This window comes from Streptomyces sp. NPDC051776 (genome assembly GCF_040681345.1).
Classification (GTDB): Bacteria; Actinomycetota; Actinomycetes; order Streptomycetales; family Streptomycetaceae; genus Streptomyces.
On sequence record NZ_JBFAYQ010000013.1, the window covers coordinates 1 to 17,236 of the forward strand.

Annotated in this window: 14 protein-coding genes and 2 pseudogenes; 9 read left to right on the forward strand and 7 right to left on the reverse strand. The window is 72.7% G+C overall.

What is annotated here, in order from left to right; translation table 11 throughout:
* Positions 1 to 345 precede the first annotated feature (345 nt).
* Together AB0M26_RS13030 and AB0M26_RS13035 are read right to left on the reverse strand one after the other, a co-directional pair.
* Positions 346 to 465, reverse strand: a pseudogene (locus tag AB0M26_RS13030) (SAM-dependent methyltransferase); the annotation flags it as partial.
* Positions 466 to 665: 200 nt separating this feature from the next.
* Complete coding sequence (locus tag AB0M26_RS13035) at positions 666 to 1,694, reverse strand: YafY family protein (RefSeq protein ID WP_365259072.1); 1,029 nt, start codon at positions 1,692 to 1,694, stop codon at positions 666 to 668.
* 61 nt (positions 1,695 to 1,755) lie between these two features.
* Between AB0M26_RS13035 and AB0M26_RS13040 the strand changes: the two genes are divergently transcribed.
* The 3 genes from AB0M26_RS13040 (at position 1,756) to AB0M26_RS13050 (ending at position 4,414) form a co-directional block, all read left to right on the forward strand.
* Positions 1,756 to 2,340 (forward strand): DinB family protein, encoded by a 585-nt coding sequence (locus AB0M26_RS13040; protein WP_365259074.1) that lies wholly within the window; start codon positions 1,756 to 1,758, stop codon positions 2,338 to 2,340.
* 1 nt (position 2,341) lies between these two features.
* Positions 2,342 to 2,779 carry a VOC family protein gene (locus tag AB0M26_RS13045; protein ID WP_365259077.1) on the forward strand — a complete coding sequence of 146 codons (438 nt, stop codon included), beginning with the start codon at positions 2,342 to 2,344 and terminating at the stop codon, positions 2,777 to 2,779.
* A gap of 597 nt (positions 2,780 to 3,376) precedes the next feature.
* A complete protein-coding gene (locus AB0M26_RS13050; RefSeq protein WP_365259080.1) occupies positions 3,377 to 4,414 on the forward strand; it encodes a helix-turn-helix domain-containing protein in 1,038 nt (345 codons plus the stop codon).
* Positions 4,415 to 4,643: 229 nt separating this feature from the next.
* Here the strand turns inward: AB0M26_RS13050 and AB0M26_RS13055 are convergent, their stop codons facing one another.
* From AB0M26_RS13055 to AB0M26_RS13070, 4 genes are all read right to left on the reverse strand, one after another.
* Positions 4,644 to 5,561, reverse strand: a complete 918-nt coding sequence (locus AB0M26_RS13055) for an oxidoreductase (RefSeq protein WP_365259083.1) — start codon at positions 5,559 to 5,561, stop codon at positions 4,644 to 4,646.
* Between the two features lie 334 nt (positions 5,562 to 5,895).
* A complete protein-coding gene (gene nirD / locus AB0M26_RS13060; protein WP_365259086.1) occupies positions 5,896 to 6,249 on the reverse strand; it encodes a nitrite reductase small subunit NirD in 354 nt (117 codons plus the stop codon).
* The gene (nirB, locus tag AB0M26_RS13065; RefSeq protein ID WP_365259089.1) at positions 6,246 to 8,891 is read right to left on the reverse strand and encodes a nitrite reductase large subunit NirB; all 2,646 of its coding nucleotides are present in this window, start codon (positions 8,889 to 8,891) and stop codon (positions 6,246 to 6,248) included. Before nirB ends, nirD begins: the two co-directional genes overlap by 4 nt.
* Position 8,892: 1 nt before the next feature.
* Positions 8,893 to 10,470 carry an FAD-dependent oxidoreductase gene (locus tag AB0M26_RS13070; RefSeq protein WP_365259092.1) on the reverse strand — a complete coding sequence of 526 codons (1,578 nt, stop codon included), beginning with the start codon at positions 10,468 to 10,470 and terminating at the stop codon, positions 8,893 to 8,895.
* Between the two features lie 219 nt (positions 10,471 to 10,689).
* Here AB0M26_RS13070 and AB0M26_RS13075 point away from each other — a divergent pair, with 219 nt between their 5' ends.
* From AB0M26_RS13075 to AB0M26_RS13100, 6 genes and pseudogenes are all read left to right on the forward strand, one after another.
* Positions 10,690 to 11,676, forward strand: coding sequence for a TauD/TfdA family dioxygenase (locus tag AB0M26_RS13075; protein WP_365259095.1), 987 nt, complete (start codon positions 10,690 to 10,692; stop codon positions 11,674 to 11,676).
* 122 nt (positions 11,677 to 11,798) lie between these two features.
* Positions 11,799 to 12,577 (forward strand): annotated as a pseudogene (locus AB0M26_RS13080) (TSUP family transporter).
* Between the two features lie 306 nt (positions 12,578 to 12,883).
* A complete protein-coding gene (locus tag AB0M26_RS13085; protein WP_365259098.1) occupies positions 12,884 to 13,474 on the forward strand; it encodes a MarR family transcriptional regulator in 591 nt (196 codons plus the stop codon).
* Positions 13,467 to 14,426: an EamA family transporter gene (locus tag AB0M26_RS13090; protein ID WP_365259101.1), complete on the forward strand. Its 960-nt coding sequence runs from the start codon at positions 13,467 to 13,469 to the stop codon at positions 14,424 to 14,426. The genes AB0M26_RS13085 and AB0M26_RS13090 overlap by 8 nt, the downstream gene beginning before the upstream one ends.
* Before the next feature lie 226 nt (positions 14,427 to 14,652).
* Positions 14,653 to 14,976 carry a divalent-cation tolerance protein CutA gene (cutA, locus tag AB0M26_RS13095; RefSeq protein WP_365259104.1) on the forward strand — a complete coding sequence of 108 codons (324 nt, stop codon included), beginning with the start codon at positions 14,653 to 14,655 and terminating at the stop codon, positions 14,974 to 14,976.
* A gap of 192 nt (positions 14,977 to 15,168) precedes the next feature.
* Positions 15,169 to 16,140, forward strand: coding sequence for a zinc-binding dehydrogenase (locus AB0M26_RS13100; RefSeq protein ID WP_365259107.1), 972 nt, complete (start codon positions 15,169 to 15,171; stop codon positions 16,138 to 16,140).
* Positions 16,141 to 16,202: 62 nt separating this feature from the next.
* Here the strand turns inward: AB0M26_RS13100 and AB0M26_RS13105 are convergent, their stop codons facing one another.
* Positions 16,203 to 17,156 (reverse strand): DUF6777 domain-containing protein, encoded by a 954-nt coding sequence (locus AB0M26_RS13105; protein ID WP_365259110.1) that lies wholly within the window; start codon positions 17,154 to 17,156, stop codon positions 16,203 to 16,205.
* Positions 17,157 to 17,236: the final 80 nt, after the last annotated feature.

The window sequence follows — 17,236 nt, forward strand, 5'->3', positions numbered from 1 at the left end:
TACAAGAGATACGACAGCGCGTACCCGAACGACAGGCACATCCGCGGAAACGCGGCCGCCGACAGGTGTGTTCAGCGGACGACTCGGAATGAACGCTGACGGGCTTTCCGATCCCGTTGGCGTACGGGTTGGCGCAGACACAGAAGAACGGCCCTGACACGATCATGTGTCGGGGCCGTTTGCCCTGGTGGGCGACGGTGGCTGGGACCGGGGTCGAACCGGCGACCTTCCGCTTTTCAGGCGAGCCGGGGAATGTCATCTCATGGCCCTGCCACAGCGTCGATGGGCGCCAGTGTGCGTGCGGGTACGAGGTAGTTTGTGGATGTTGATGTCAGAGCCCCAGCCTTAGCTATCCCGGCGTGAGCTGCCGCTTTCCCCGGGTGCGTGCCCCACAGCGAGCAGATGTGAGCTGGCCGCAAGCAGCTCCGGGTACGGCTCGGCCATTCGTGCCGCTGTCAACGCGGAGACGCCGACGCGGCCGCCGGCAGCGCCCACAGACCGGCACGACCTGCGTCGAAAGCCATGACGCAGCCCCGTCGGTCCGTTCCATGGCGCCGACCACCCCCAACTGAACGCTCTGCCCCACCGGGTGGGGCCGCCCGGATGCGATGTCGGGCGGCCGCCCCGGTGATGCCGTTGTGGCGACGCATCCGGATTCCCCGCATTCAGTACCTCGGCCGACCGGGCGCTGACTCCGCCTCCGCTGCTGGGAACGGCGCCGAGGGCGGAATGAGTCCGTCGGTTCCGGACATCCCCGCGAGGCGACGGGCGAGCCGGGCAGCGGCCTCCCGCAGCTCCGGAGGTTCCAGCACCTCCGCCTCGAAGCCCAGGCGGGCCACGTGCACCGCGAGCCAGTCCAGATTCTCCCCGCCGACGACCAGCACGCACCAGCCGTCACGCTCGTCCTCCACACGCCCCACCTGGGGCGGCACCAGCTCCCGTACCCGGTCGGGCCGGGCGTGCAGCCGAACCCGGGCGAGGTACTCGTACGGCGCCTCGGTCACGGAATGCCGCACGTAGGCGACCGGGTCCGGATGCTCCCTCGTCCGGAACCGCCAAGTCGTCGCCACTGCGTCGCGCATCCGGTCCAGCCGGAAGGTGCGCCAGTCGTCGCGGTCGACGTCCCAAGCCATCAGGTACCAGCGACGGCCGGTGGTGACCATCCGTACCGGCTCTACCGTGCGCTCGTGCTCCCGGCCGTGGCGGCCGGCATAACGGAACCGCACCCGTACGGCGTCGCGGCAGGCACGTGCGAGCGTCACCAGCAGCTCCGCGTCGATCTCGACGCCGGGGCCGACGAGGGTCTCGGTGGCGCCGTGCACCGCCCGCACCTCGGCGCGCAGCCGGGGCGGCATCACCTGGTCGAGCTTTGCGAGCGCCCGCAGTGCCGCCTCACCCGCACCGGCGACCGTGCCACCCGACGCGAGCCGCAGGGACACGGCCGCCGCGATCGCCTCCTCGTCGTCGAGGAGCAGCGGCGGCAGCCGGGTGCCCGCACCGAGCCGGTAGCCGCCGCCGACGCCCGCCGTCGCGTGTACGGGATAGCCGAGCGCGCGCAGCCGCTCGACGTCGCGGCGCACCGAACGGTCGGTGACTCCCAGTTCAGCGGCGAGTTCGGCGGCGGTCCAGGACGGCCGCCGCTGCAGCAGTGCCAGCAGGCGCAGCACCCGTTCTGTCGTTGCCTCGACGGTCACGCGCCCATCGTCCCATGGATCACGGAACGATCCTGTCCGGTATCTGCGGGAGGGTGGAGCCATGACCGATCAGAACTGGAACCACCTGCTCAGGGAACAGCTCGACCGGCACTGGACCGACCAGTTGCGCGAGCGCCTCGACGGACTCACCGACGACGAGTACTTCTGGGAACCGGCACCCGGCTGCTGGAGCGTGCGCCCGCGCGGCACCGGAGCCGCACCGGTGCAAGCCGGGTCCGGCGCCATGACCATCGACTTCGCGATGCCGGAGCCCGACCCGTCACCGATCACGACGATCGCCTGGCGGCTCGGGCACGTGATCGTGGGGGTGCTCGGGATGCGCAACGCCGCTCACTTCGGTCGCACGCCCACGGACTACCAGTCGTTCGAGTACGCCGCGACCGCGTCCGCGGCACTGGCCCAGCTCGACGCGGAATACGCCACATGGCTGGCCGGGGTCGAGTCCCTCGGCGAATCCGGCCTCGCCCGCCCGTGCGGAGAGGCGGAGGGTCCGTACGCCGAGCGTCCTCTGGCAGCGCTCGTGCTGCACATCAACCGTGAGCTGATCCACCATCTGGCCGAGGTGTGCCTGCTCCGCGACCTCCACCTGCACACCCATCAGCACACCCGGAGGGAGGCGAGCTGAGATGGCCCGCGACGTCCAGATCACTTTCGACTGCGCCGATCCGGCCGGGCTGGGCGCGTTCTGGGCCGAGGTCCTCGGCTACCGGCTGCAGGACCCGCCCGAGGGTTTCGAGTCGTGGGAACAGGCCTTGGAGGCCATGGGTGTGCCGCCCGAGAACCGCAACGACGCCTCGGCGGTGTGCGATCCCGAGGGCTCCGGGCCGCGGCTGTTCTTCCAGCGGGTGCCGGAGGGCAAGCAGGCCAAGAATCGGGTGCACCTCGATGTGCGAGCGGCGCCCGGGCTGGAGGGCGACGCGCGGATGGCGGCCCTGGAAGCCGAGGCCGAGCGGCTCGTCTCCCACGGCGCCACCCGGGTCCGGCGCCATGAACCCGCTCCCCCGCTCGGTGCGGGTCACATCGTGATGGCCGACCCCGAGGACAACGAGTTCTGCCTCGACTGACCGGCGCGCGCGTTGAGGTGGGTTCAGAAGCGCGGGTTCCGGATACGGCCGGGATCTATGACCCAGGTCACTTTTCCGTGGCGGTTGTTGATAAGGAGCGAGGCGCGGCCGGCGGTGTTCCCCGGCACCCGCGCGGAATGTACGCGCTTAACTCGCTGTCACCTATGGGAGGTTGGTGTGCGGCGGGTCCTGGGTGCGGGGTCCCGGTGCCTGTCCGGATTTCATCGTCGACGCTGCGTGCACCTCAAGCCAGGAATCCGCCCGGGGCTTTTGCCCGGGCGGATTCTCGGCGTGTGCCGGTGGTGCGAGGAGGCGGGGCGTCGGCCTGCGGTCCGGACGGGCTCGAGGTACCAGACCGCAGGCCGTAACCCCTGCCGGACACGTGGCGGTACCCAAAGCCGCCCGGAAACGGTCGCCGTACTGCCCCCACAACAGCTGCATCGGCGGCTTCCGTGTGCCCAACGACATACAGCATTTCGTTTCGGGCGTATGGCGGCGACCCGTTTCAACTGTGGCCAAAAGGGCGTGGTCACCGTCCGTGCCGGTGTGCATACTCGGTGACCGGGACAAAGGCGGGGGGCCACTTGTGGGGGTTTGGTGCTACGCATCCATTTCACCGGGCTTGACCTCGCCCGGATCCGGATTGCTGCACGTCCGGACGCGCTGTGGGAATCCATCCTCAGTTTTCATCGTCTACGCGACAAACGGGGAGCCTCGGTCTTCCGTCAATGGCGGGGGGAAACCCGGACCAGGTTGAACGGTGAAACACGCCTGCTCGCCTCGCTCGTTCCGACCCGGGGATATTTCCCGGACTTCCTCACCCCGCCCGAGGGCGCCATCGGTGTGGAGCCGGCCATCGAGGCACTGCGCGAGACACCGGACCACCGCCTCCACCGCGACATACGGCTGCTGGGCAAGCAGCGTTCACGCCAGGCGTGGGTGCATGCCCTCGGCGAGGGCGACACGGGGGCGATCGGCCGGCTCATCGGCAGTCTGCGGAGCTACCACAAGGCGGCCATAGCGCCGTACTGGCCGCATGTACGGGCGCAGATCGAAGCCGACCGCGCCGCCCGCGGCCGGGCGCTTCTGGACGGCGGCGCCGACCAGTTGCTGACCTCCCTGCCGCCGATGATGCGCTGGCGCTCACCGGTGCTGGAGGCGGACTACCCGGTGGACCGCGACCTGTATCTGAGCGGCCGGGGGCTGCTGCTCCAGCCGTCGTTCTTCTGCCGCAGCACCCCGGTGACGTACTACGACCGGGAGCTCAGCCCGGTGCTCGTGTATCCGGTGCAGCACACCGAGGAGTCGGCCCCCTCGACCGCCCCCGTGCGGTCCTACGCGGAGGACCCGGCCTCCCTCGGCAAGCTGGTCGGGCACACCCGCTCCGCCGTGCTCCAGACCATCGGGCAGGGATGCACCACCAGTGAACTCGCCCGCCGGGTGGGTGTGTCCGCGGCTTCGGCCAGCCAGCACGCGAGCGTGCTGCGCGAGGCGGGCCTCGTCCTCACGCTGCGGCACGGCAACGCCGTGCTGCACACGCTGACACCGCTGGGAGCCGCCCTGTTGCGCGGTGGCGCCGCAGCGGTGCCGGGAATCGGGGAGCTGCCGGCCGCTACCACCGGAACGGCCCGGTGACCTCGTAGGTGGTCCCGCCGGACGAACCGCCGGGGATTGCGCGCCGTGTTGGGGCCGGGCTGTGCGGGCGCCGCGCGGGCGGCGCTGTGTGACGGCCTCGGGGCGCTCCACATGGGCCGGAGGCCCGCGCCCGCGACCTCCAGCAGCGCGCACCCGCCGTCGCGTCGGCGACCGCGTGGGCCTGCTCGGGGGTGTCGCCTTCCGGAGAGGGGGAGGGAGTGTCAGGTGCTCAGAGCTCCAGCGCCCCGTATGTCACGCCCGTCAGGCGTTCCGACGCCCCCCACAGCCGAAGGCCCGCCGCGTCGTTGCGGGACCATGGCGCCCGCCACGCCGGGCCCGGCTCGCGCCTGCGCCGCGGGCCGGTGAAGGAGTCCGGGGGGACACCGGGGGCCGTGGCCGCGTACAGCGTCGGCAGCGCACCGGTCTCGGCCGGATGCGCCAGGCGCCGGCGCGCGAGGTCCACGATCCGCTCGGCCCCCTTGCGTCCCTCCATCCTTACGCCCGCCGTGTGCAGACCGGTGTCCGCGTAGCCGGGGTGGGTCGCCGCGGCCACCACGTCCGAACCGGCCTGCGCGAGCCGCCGAGCCAGCTCGTGGACGAAGAGCAGATTGGCCGTCTTGGACCGGGCGTACGCGATCCAGCGGCGGTAGCCGCGCTCGCTGTTGAGATCGCGCAGATCGATGGTGGCCAGCGTGTGCATGGCGCTGGAGACGCTGACCACCCGGGCCCCGGACGTTGCCAGCAGCTGCGGCAGCAGCAGTCCCGTCAGCGCGAAGTGCCCCAGGTGGTTGACGCCGAACTGCATCTCGAAGCCGTCGACGGTTCTGCGGTGCGGCAGTGCCATGACGCCCGCGTTGTTGACGAGCAGGTCGAGCCGGTCGTGGCCGAAGCCGCGGGCGAAGTCGCGGACCGAGGAGAGATCCGCCAGGTCCAGATGGGTGAACTGTACGTCGGCCTGCGGGAGTTCGCTCCTGATGTGCGACTCCGCCTCCTTGCCGCGCGTCTCGTTCCTGCACGCCAGCACCACCCGTGCGCCGCGGCGGGCGAGCTCCCGGGCGGTGACGTAGCCGATGCCGCTGTTGGAGCCGGTCACCACTGCCGTACGCCCGCTCTGGTCTGGGATGTCGCTCGCGGTCCAGCGCTTCATGGCTGCTGCTCTCCTCGCCTCGGCGCGGGACGTACCGCAGGTCCGCCGTGCGTCGCCATCGGTTACTCGCGAGTCAGCCTAGGCGCGGCCGGACGCGTATGCGAGATGGGCCGCGCCCACTCGAACCGCGCGTACCCGCTCCGGATCCCCGGCCCAGGGATCCGGAGCAGCCTCGCGGATCCGGAGCACCCCCGCATCCGCGGCCGGACCTCGTTCCCCCCGTACCCGCGGCCCGGACCGCGTTCCCCCCGCACCCACGGCCCGGGCGCGCGCTCCCCCCGTGCACGCGCCCGGGCACGCGCCGCGGTCCTGCGCGACGCCCGGCGCCGCCGTCCTACGCGATCCGCACGGCGTAGGCCGGCACGGCGACGGACTCGTCGTCCAGGCATCGCCCGCTCTCGAGGTCGAAGCGCTGCTTGAGCAGGGGCGAGGCCACGAAGGGCTGCCCGGCCGGTGTCCGCCCGAGCAGTCCGCGCGAGAGGACGTACGCGCCGGTGAACGGGTCCTGGTTCCCGATGCAGTACGTGGCGCCGGAGCGGTCGAGGAAGACCGCTACCTGCTGCCCGTCCGGGAGCAGCGCGGCCACCCCGCGTCCTGGTGTCAGATGGGCGAGGTCGCAGACCGCGAACCACTGCTGTTCGACCAGCAGTTCCACGTGGAGATCGGTTTTGTCCGGGGCGAGTGTCATCGGGCGGAGCTCCCTTCGAGGGTGCGGACGGGAAGGACGGGGCCGGCGGCCAGGACGGCCAGGTCCGGCTTCACCTGCTCGCGTTCGGGCACGAACCGCACGGAGGGGTCGGGCGTGCCCGGCGCGTTGACGAAGGAGACGAAGCGGCGCAGCCGGTCGGGGTCCTCCAGGGTGGCGGCCCACTCGTCGCGGTAGTGCGCCACGTGGTCGGCCATCAGCCGCTCCAGCTCGGCGGCGATCCCGAGCGAGTCGTGCACGACCACGTCGCGGACGTGGTCGAGGCCGCCCTCGATGCGCTCCAGCCAGGCGGAGGTGCGCTCCAGCCGGTCGGCGGTGCGGATGTAGAACATCAGGAACCGGTCGATCAGCCTGATCAGGTCCGCGTCGTCGAGATCCTGGGCCAGCAGGTCGGCGTGGCGCGGATCCGCGCCACCGTTGCCGCCGACGTACAGGTTCCACCCGTTGGACGTGGCGATGACGCCGAAGTCCTTGCCGCGCGCCTCCGCGCACTCCCGCGCACACCCCGAGACCGCCGACTTCAGCTTGTGCGGGCTGCGCAGGCCGCGGTAGCGCAGTTCGAGGTCGATCGCCATCCGCACCGAGTCCTGCACGCCGTAGCGGCACCAGGTCTCCCCGACACAGGACTTCACGGTGCGCAGCGCCTTGCCGTACGCGTGGCCCGACTCGAATCCGGCGTCGACCAGGCGCGCCCAGATGCTGGGGAGCTGGTCCACACGCGCCCCGAACAGGTCGATCCGCTGGCCGCCGGTGATCTTCGTGTAGAGGCCGAAGTCCCGGGCGACCTCCCCGATGACGATCAGCTTCTCCGGCGTGATCTCGCCGCCGGGGATGCGGGGTACGACCGAGTACGAGCCGTTGCGCTGCAGATTGGCCAGGAAGTGGTCGTTGGTGTCCTGCAGCGACGCCTGCTCGCCGTCCAGCACGTAGCCGCTGGCGCCCAGGGTCGGTGCGAGCGAGGCGATGATCGAGGCGACGGCCGGCTTGCAGACCTCGCAGCCGTCGCCGCCCCGGGCCTCCTCCCGTCCGTGCTCGTCGAGCACCCGGGCGTAGGTGGTCAGTTCGCGTACGCGCACGATCTCGTAGAGCTCGGCGCGGGTGTGCGCGAAGCAGCCGCACAGACCCTTGTCGACGCTCACGCCGCTCGCCTCCAGCTCGTCGTTGACGATGCTGGTGAGGACCTTCACGCAACTGCCGCAGCCCGTGCCCGCCTTGGTGCACTTCTTGACCTCGGGCAGGCTGGTGCAGGCGTGGTCGGTGACCGCGCCGCGCACGGCGCCCTTGGTGACGTTGTGGCAGTTGCAGACCACCGCGTCGTCGGGCAGCGCGGAGGGGCCGAGGGCCGCGGGTGCGCCCGCTCCGGCCGGCATCACCAACTGCTCGGGTGCGACGGGCGGAACGGAGCCGGTGAGCGGTCGCAGCATCCCGTACGCCTCGGCGTCACCGACCAGGACGCCGCCCAGCAGGGCTCCGTCGGCGGCCATGACCAGCTTCTTGTAGACGCCGGAGCGCGAGTCGGCGTAGACGACGTCGAGGCAGCCGGGCGCCGCGCTGTGGGCGTCGCCGAAGGAGGCGACATCGACCCCCAGCAGCTTGAGCTTGGTGGAGGTGTCGGCGCCGGTGAACGAGGAGGGCTCAGGCCCCGCGCCCGTGGTCTCCGCCGCTGCGATGGCGTCCGCGGCGGTCTCCGCCATCTCGTAGCCGGGTGCGACCAGGCCGTAGACCCGCCCATCGGCGGCGAGCGCGCACTCGCCGATCGCGTAGACCGCAGGGTCGGAGGTCAGGCACCTGTCGTCGACACTGATCCCGCCGCGCTCGCCCACGACCAGGCCGCAGTCGCGGGCGAGTTGGTCGCGGGGGCGCACGCCCGCGGAGAAGACGACGAGGTCCGTCGCAAGCGTCGAACCGTCGGACAGCGCCATGCCCGCGACCGCTCCGCTCCCGTCGGTGGTGACCTCCTGCGTTCCCACGCCGGTGTGCACGGTCAGACCCATGCCCTCGATGGTGCGCAGAAGCGCCGCGCCGCCGCCCTCGTCGACCTGTACGGGCATGAGCCGCGGTGCGAACTCCACGATGTGCGTGTCGAGTCCGAGCCCCTTGAGCGCGCCGGCGGCCTCCAGCCCGAGCAGTCCGCCGCCGACGACGGCCCCGGTCCTGGCGCCCGCGGCGTACTCCTCGATCGCCAGCAAGTCCTCGATGGTGCGGTAGACGAAGCAGCCGGTGGAGTCCTTGCCCGGGACGGGCGGCACGAACGGGTACGAGCCCGTGGCCAGCACCAGCGTGTCGTACCGCACGACGAGTCCGGCGCGGGAGGTGACGGTGCGCGCCTCGCGGTCGACCGACTCCGCGGGATCGCCGAGATGCAGCTCGATGCCGTGGCGCTCGATGAAGTCCGGCTCCCCGAGGGTGAGTTGCTCAGCCGTGGTGCCCGAGAAGTACGAGGTGAGCTGCACCCGGTCGTAAGCGGGCCGCGGCTCCTCGCACAGCACGACCACCCGCGCCCGGTCGGTGATCCCGCGGGCGGCGAGCGCCTCCAGGAATCGCTGGCCGACCATCCCGTGGCCGATGAGAACGATGGTGAGGAGGGACGCGGCCGGGGTCTCGGCCGACAGGACGGGCGGCATGTCAGGGGCCTCCATCGTGGGTGAGCAGGTGGAGCAACGGAGCGGAGGGCAGCGGCTCGTCGCCCTCCCAGGTGCGGGCGAGCGCGCCGACAGTGCCGAGATCGCCGAGCAGGATGCCTCCGACGAGACGGTCACCGCGGACGACGACCTTGCGGTACGCGCCGCGGGTCGCGTCGGAGAGGTGCACCACGTCGTCACCGGGGGCGGGGGTGGTCTCGCCGAAGGCGGCGAGGTCGAGAGGGCGGGGCGTCGGGGATGCCGGGGCGTTCGCGTCACCGGTCCGTTCCGGGGCGTTCGTGGGCGCGGCCGCGGGGGCGGCCGGGGAGGCCAGCGTCAGACGGGTGAGGGCGCGAGTGCCGGTGTAGCGGGGCGGGCGTGCGGACGGGGAACCGCCGTCGTGCGGGGCACTGGTGTGCGCGGCGCCGGGACAGGTTGAGCCGGGGACAGCTGAGCCGAGGACAGTGGAGCTGCCGGGGACGGTGGAGTCGGTGACAGCGGCGCCGCGCTCTCCCGGGGTGATGTCCTGGGGGGCGCCTGCCTCCGCGCTGCCGTCGTGTGCGGCGCCACCCCGCGCGGCGAGGAGAACCCGGGCGAGGACGTCCGCCTGCTCCTGCGCGGGGCCCGCCAGGCCGTACACCGTCCCGTCGTGTTCGGCGCAGTCGCCGATCGCGTGGATGCGCGGGTCGGAGGTGCGCAGCGCGTCGTCCACGACGATGCCGCGCGCGACGTCGAGTCCGGCCGCCCGCGCGAGGCCGACGCGCGGCCTGACCCCGCACGCGAGGACGACGAGATCGGCGTCGAGCCGGTATCCGTCGGCCAGTTCGACGGCCGAGACCGCGCGCTGCGCACCGCTCCGCGTCAGCAGCCCGCGCACCCGGCACTCGGTGTGCACCTCCACGTCCAGCTCTGCCAGGTGCTGCCGGAGCAGGCGCGCCGCGCCCTCGTCGAGCTGCCGTTCCATGAGGTACTCACCCTGGTGGGCGAGGACGACCTGCGCGCCACGGCGGGCCAGCGCCCGCGCAGCGGACACGCCCAGGAGGCCGCCACCGATCACCACCGCCCGGACCCCGGGGCGTACGGCGCCGGCGAGGGCGAGACAGTCGTCCATGGTCCGGAACGCGTGAACGCCCAGGGGGAGTTCACCCCCGTCCGGCTCGAACAGGCCGCGCAGCGGCGGCAGTACGGGGTTCGAGCCGGTCGCCAGGACCAAGGTGTCGTACGGAACGTGCCGACCGTCGTCGCAGCTCACCTCGCCCGCCGCGCGGTCCAGCCGTACGGCGCGGACGCCGCGCAGCCAGCGGGCAGCGGACGGGGGCGCAGGCAGCTCGACGACGCCGGGCGCGTACTGGCCGGCAAGGACCTCCGCGAGCAGAACCCGGTTGTAGGGCGGGTGTTGCTCCTCGCCGATGACGGTGACGTCCGGCGCGACCTCCGTCGCGTGGTCCGCAGAACCGCCCGGGTGGACACCGCCGTGACCTGCCGCCAGTTGCTGCACCAGCCGGGCAGCGGCCATGCCGCCGCCGACCACCACGATGCGGCGGCCGGTGCGGCGGGTGCGGGCGTTCGTCGGAGGAGCCATGTCCGAAGCGTGCGTGCCGCACATTTCCCGTCCGCATCGCGCCTGTTTCCCGCGCGCAACGCTGCCCTCAGCGACGCCGGCGGGCGGCTGTGAGCCCCGGAGCCCCCCCGGATTTCCCGGGAAAGCGCGCGGCCGTTCCGCTGCGCCGCCCCCGGGGAAACCTCAGATGTCCCTCAAATCCGGCCGAACGCTCCTGCGCCCATGCCTAGGGTCGGGGCCATGCCCGACATTCCCCCCACATGCCCCATCCGTCTCTCCGACGCCGCGCGCGACGCAGCCGCCGCCGCCCTGCGTACGGTGAGGGACACGGAACTCGGTCAGGCTCTTCCCGACACCTGCGTTCAGCCGTATCTCGAACACGGCGCGAAACACTTACGGAACCACTTCCCCTGCGAGGTCCTCGAAGCGCTGGCCGACTGGCGCCACGCCGCCACGCCCTGGCTGAACCTCACGAACCTGCCCGAACCCGAATGGCCCGTGCCCACGCCACGGGGCGGTTTCAGCGACGAAACGGTCCTCCAGGTGCCCAACCTCGTGCAGTTCGGACTCCTGCACCTGCTCGGCATGGCCCCGGTTGCCTACGTGTGGGAGAACGCCGGCCGTCTGATCCGGAATGTCGCCCCGCATCCGGACGCCGCCCGGGCCCGCACCTCCTGGGGTCACGCCCGCCACCTCGGCTGGCACACGGACGACTCCGTGCTCGACCACCGCGCGGGCGCCGCCGCGTCGATGGCCATACCGCACTTCCTGTCCTTCTACGGGATGCGCAACACCGAGGGGATCCCCACTGAGCTGCTGCCCCTCGACACCGTGGTCGCCGCGCTCCCCGCCCAGGTCGTGGTCGAACTGCGCCGACCCCAATTCGCCGTCGGCGCCCCCGAGTCGTACACGGGTGCCGCCGGTGGCGACCGGCCGCAGCGTACGGATGTCCCCCTGCTGTGGACGCTTCCCGACGGAAACGACGCCCTGCGCTACGGGCCGGGGCGTGTCACCGGCCAGACCGCGTGGGCGCGCGCCGCCCTGCGGTCGTTCGAGGAGTGCGTCGCCCGGCTCGCGGGCGTGCCGGTCACGGTGGAGGCGGGGGGATTCCACATTTTCGACAACCGTAGGGTGATGCACAGGCGCGTCTCCTTCGAGCCGGCACCGCCCGGCCGGGCCCGGTGGCTGCGCCGTTGCTACGCGATGCGCCGCGCCGCCGTCCGCTGATCCTCCCGGGCGGACCTTCCCCGTACCGCGTGAACCCCGCCCTGCCCGTACGGCCCGCCCTTCCCGTACCGCGTGAACCCCGCCCTGCCGCGTGCCCGAGTGAAAGCGACCGCACCACCGCGATGCTCGACATACCCCTGACAACCCTGCTCCTGCTGTGCCTTGCCGCGTCCGCGGCGGGATGGATCGATGCCGTGGTGGGCGGGGGCGGTCTGCTGCAGCTCCCGGCTCTGCTGGTCGGCCTGCCGCACTTGACGCCCGCGTACATCCTCGGCACGAACAAGGCGGTGTCCGTCGTCGGCACCTCCGCCGCGGCCGTCACCTACACGCGCAAAGCACCGGTGGACGTGCGCACGGCCGTACGGATCGGGCTGGCCGCGGTCGGCGGTCGCTCGGCGGCGCGTTCTTCGCCGCCGGCATCGACAGCGCCGTGCTCCGGCCGCTGATCATGGTCGTCCTGCTGGGAGTCCTGGCGTTCGTCCTCCTCCGCCCGTCGTTCGGCACGGCCCCGGCGCCCGGCCCCGCCACCCGCCGCCGCGTGCTGGCCGCGATCCTCGTCGCGGGCCTGGGCATCGGTTTCTACGACGGACTGATCGGTCCCGGCACGGGCACCTTCCTCGTCATCACGCTGGCCGCCATCCTGCACATGGACCTGGTGACCGCCTCGGCGACCACGAAGGTCGTCAATGTCTGCACCAATCTGGGCGCGTTGGCGATGTTCGCCGTCCAGGGCACGGTCCTGTGGCGGCTGGCCGCCCTCATGGCGGTCTTCAATCTGGCGGGCGGCATGGCCGGGGCGCGGATGGCGCTGAAGCGGGGAACCGGATTCGTCCGAGGCGTACTGGTGGTGGTCGTGGTGGGCCTGGTCTGCAAGCTCGCCTACGACCAGTGGGTGGTCTGACGCGGCGGAGCCCCCGCCGGGCGGCGAGGGCTCCGGAGCGCGGATGGCGAGGGCGGCCGCCCTCGCGAGGGCCAGTGCCGCTCGGCGAACGAGCCCGACTCCGGGTGGTGCGCTGAAGCCGTCCGATGGGACCGACGGCACGGGCCGGTGGTTGTACGGCCGCGCACGGTGACCGGGCGGCAGCCGGACCGAAAGTCCTTTCTGAGGACGGGACTTGGGGATCGCTCGACGGGATGTCCCGGAGCTCGCGGCTTCGTTTCAGCTCCCGCCCTTGCATTGGCCCGGCGATCGAGTTATGCATGAGTTATGCATGAATCGAGGAGGGGTCGAGCCACAGCCCGTACCGCCCGTATCGGCAACCTGCTGGGGGCGGCGGCGCTGACCGTCTCCGACCGCATGACCCGGGCGGCCGCGGACGCGACCGGTGCGAGCATCAGCGGCACGGCGGCCCTGGTCACCCTGCTGACCTCGCCCGGGATCGGCGTGACGCTGCTCGGGACGCGGATCGGGCTCAGCCAGCCGGCATGCGCGCGCATGCTGGACCAGCTCCAGGCCCGGGATCTCGTCACCCGCCGCCGCGAGGGCGGACGTCTGGCGGCCGTGGAGCTGACGGAGGCGGGGCGGGCCGCCGCACGCGCCGCCCTCTCGGCGCGGCAGCAGGAACTGGCCGCACTGGTGGACGGCATCGGGGACAGGGACCGAGCGGGCCTGGCCGCCGGGCTCGAAGTACTGCTCGGCCTGCTCCACGACGAGGTCGGCTCCGAGTACGTGGTGTGCCGACTGTGCGACCGCCCGGCGTGTGTGCGCGGCGGCGAACGCTGCCCGGTCGGAGCGGCGGCGCGCGCCCGCGCACGGGCGGCGCCGGACGGCGCGGATACGAGCGGTTCCGATGGGTGAGGTGCTCGCGCTCGCCTCCGCGCTGTGCTTCGGTACGACCCACTTCGTGGCGGGCCTGGTCGCGCGCCGCACACCCGGCACGACGGTCGCGGTCCACACCCAGGCGGGCGGCACGGTGCTGTGCGTCGTCGCCGCCCTCGCCGCTACCGACGCGTTTCCCGGCGTACGGGCACTGGGCTGGGGCGCGCTGTCCGGACTCGGCACCGGCGTCGGCGTGGCGTATCTCTATCGGGCACTGAGCAAGGGAGCGATGAGCGTGATCGTCCCGGTGAGCGATGTCGGGGCGGTGGCCCTTCCCGTGCTCGTCGGGATCGCCGTGCTCGGGGAACGCCCGTCCGTTCTCGCGCTGTTCGGCATGGTCGTAGCCGTGCCGGCGATCTGGCTGGTCTCGGGCGGGGCGCTTCGCCGGCCGCGTCCCGGCCGCGCGGACGACGGCGGTGGCCCGGCCGGTGCCGAGCCCGCGGGCGTGTCGCATCCCGGCGCCGGTGACCGGGCGGCTACCGGCGATCCCTCCGGAACCCGCGCCGAACGCACCCCGCCCGGGGCGCCCGGTGTACCCGACGCGCTGGTCGCCGGGGTCGGCTTCGCCGTCCAGTACCTCGCCATCGCCCGCGTCCCGGCGGATGCGGGCCTGTGGCCGGTGGCGGCGAGCCGTCTCGTCTCCGTGGCGGTGGCCGTCGTACTGCTGCGGCACGCCGGCGGACCCTGGCGGTTGCCGTCGCGCCTGGCCGCCCCGGCCGTCGCGGCGGGAGGTCTCGGCACGGTCGCCCTCGTCCTCTACCTGTCGGCCGCGCACCAGCAGCTCGTCGCCGTGGCCACGGTTCTCTCGGCGCTCTACCCCGTCATCCCGGTCCTCCTCGCCCTGGCGCTGCTGCACGAACGGGTCGGCCGGGGGCAGGCGTCGGGGCTTCTCGCCTCGGGGGTGGCCATTGCGCTCATCGCCTCGCGCTGACCGCTGCTCGCGGTCCTCGACCCCCCCTCGACGGCCGCGCCGTGCGCCCGTGAGGCGCGGGCGGCCGCATCGCGCGATTGGGCGCCGCGTGCGCGCGCGCCCCCGTACGGGCCCGTATGCTCGCGGCGCGCTGAGCAGCGGCGACGAACATCGACGGACGAGGACGACCGGACACCGACGGACGAGGACGACCGGACACCGACGGACGAGAAGGAGACCAGCGGACGTGGCGGACTACCTGACCGTGATGACCACCACCGACGACGCAGAGAAGGCCGAGGCCCTCGCGCGCGGGGCCATTCAGGCGCGGGTGGCTGCCTGCGCGCAGATCTCGGCCCCGGTCCAATCCGTCTACCGGTGGGAGGGGGCGATCGAGACCGCCCAGGAATGGCAGGTGCTGTTCAAGACGACGACGGCGCGGTACCGCGAGCTCGAGGCGTTCATCGAGGGCACGCACGCCTACGAGACCCCGGAGATCATCGCGACGCCCATCGTCACGGGCGGCGCGGACTACCTCGCCTGGGTCTCCGCCGAGACCACCGAGGGCTGAGCCGGCCACCGCCTCTGCCCGCCTCCCCGCGGCTGGCCGCCCCGTGCGGGCCGGTGCCCACCGGACCGGAAAACCGCATGCCGGGCAAAACAGCACGCGGCGGCCTGTTGACCTCGCTCCAGGTCAGGGTTCAAGACTGGGGACTACAGGTACCGAAACAGCCGGGCGGTCCGGACGGGGAGCGTGATCGGTATGCGTGTGGTGAGAGCCGTGCAGTTCGGGAAACCGGACGTGCTGGTGGTGGAGCAGGCGCCGGATCCCGAGGCGGGTCCCGGCGAGGTCGTGGTCGCCGTCCGCGTCGTGCCGCTCCTCTTCCTGGACACCCAGATCCGGCGCGGCTGGGGCGGCGCGTGGTTCACTCTCGAGCCGCCCTACGTGCCGGGGTCGGCGGCGGCCGGGGAGGTCGTCTCCGCCGGGCAGGGCGTGGACCCCGCATGGGTCGGCCGGCGTGTCGTCACCGACACCGGGACCCAGGGGAGTTACCTCCAGCTGGTGGCCGTTCCGGTGGAGAACCTGGTCGCGGTGCCCGAGGGCCTGGGGCTGCAGGAAGCCGCGGCGCTGATGTACGACGGCCGTACCGCGATGCGGCTGGCGGAGCTGTTCCCCGTACGGCCGGGGGAGTGCGTGCTGGTCCTCGCGGCCGCCGGCGGGCTGGGCAGCCTCCTCGTCCAGCTGGGGCACGCGGCGGGCGGCCGGGTCATCGGCGCCGCGGGCGGCAAGCGGAAGGTAGACCTGGTGCGCGAGCTGGGGGCCGACGCCGTGGTCGACTACACCGAACCCGGCTGGGCCGGCCAGGTGCGCGCGCTGACCGGGGGGAGCGGACCCGATGTGGTCTTCGACGGGGCCGGAGGGGAGATCGGCCGCGAGGCGTTCGAGATGACCGCGGAGGGCGGGATGTTTTCGGCGCACGGGTCACCCGGTGACGCGTTCGCGCCGATCCGACCCGAGGAGGCCCGGAGCAAGGGCGTCATGCTGTCCGGCATCGAGCAGGTACGGCTCTCAGGCGCGGAGGCCAGGCGGCTGACCGCACAGGCGTTGGCCGAGGCGGTGGCGGGACGGGTCCGGCCCGTCATCGGCCGCGTCTTCCCGCTGGAGCGTGCCGGTGACGCGCACGCCGAGATGGAGGGCCGCGAGATCCTCGGCAAGGCGCTGCTGCTGGTGTGAGGTGCCGGGGAGAGGGCCCTCGCGCGGTCCCGTGCCCGTCCCGTCCGGCCCACCTCACCGGCTTACGTGATGGGCGGCTGCGGTGCCCGTTCCTCCGGTTCGCCCTGGCTCTGGGGCGTTCCCGGACTGCCCGGGCTCTCCGGCTGCCCGGGTGACTCGGGCGGCGGGGACTCGTCCGGCTGCTCGGGCGTACTGGGCTGCTCCGGCGACTGGTCACCGGGGGACTCCGGCGACGAGTCCGGCGCGGGCGTGGAGGGGGAGGTGTCACCGCTGGGGGACGGTGTCTCGTACGGATCGTCGCTCGGCGGCGTCGTGGGCCGGTCCGTGCCGCCCGTGCTGCCGGCGCGCCGCTCGAACCACCCGCCCGTGTCCGGGTCGTAGAGCACGAACCAGTCGATGTCGCGCGGCGCGGGAGCGACCGCCACGACGTTCGACCGGTTGTAGCCGGGCCAGGAGTTGCCGCGCTGCTTCGGGGTGCCCTTCAGGGCCGACGGCGGGGTCAGCGGATTGCCGCAGGCGCAGCGCACGCGCGGTACACCGCGATCGTCGACCAGGACGGCCGTACCGGACTGCAGCACCGACTGGTAGCTGGTGGCCTCCCCGTTCCTGTAGCCGTGATTGGTGACCCGGGTGTCCGCGCGGAGCTGGACCGGCGTCAGGCCGCGCAGCCACGACGGGATGCGGCCCTCGTCGATGTTCTGCACGCCCGCGAACGCCTTCGCCTTGGCGCGGTCGGAGGAGAGGTAGTCGATCTGCTTCTCCACGTCGCAGCTGGAGGAGTCGCGGGTGCCGCCGTACAGGCCCGGCTCCGAACCCTCGATGCTGCGCGTGCCGCCCGCCCCGCTGGGCGGCGCACTCGGCGTCGCCGTCGGCGGGATCCCGGAGGAGTCCTCGGCCGTGGAGTCCGAGTACGGGTCGGGGCCCTGGGAGGAGGCCGCCTGGAGGAACAACTCCTCGGACTCCGGCTCGCCGGTCGAACGGGTCAGGACGACGGCCACCACGACGGCGACCACCACGATCCCGGTGATGATCGCGACCCGGGGAGCGGACCGCCACCACGCCCGGGGCCGTTCGCCACCGGGACCCTCGCCCCCGG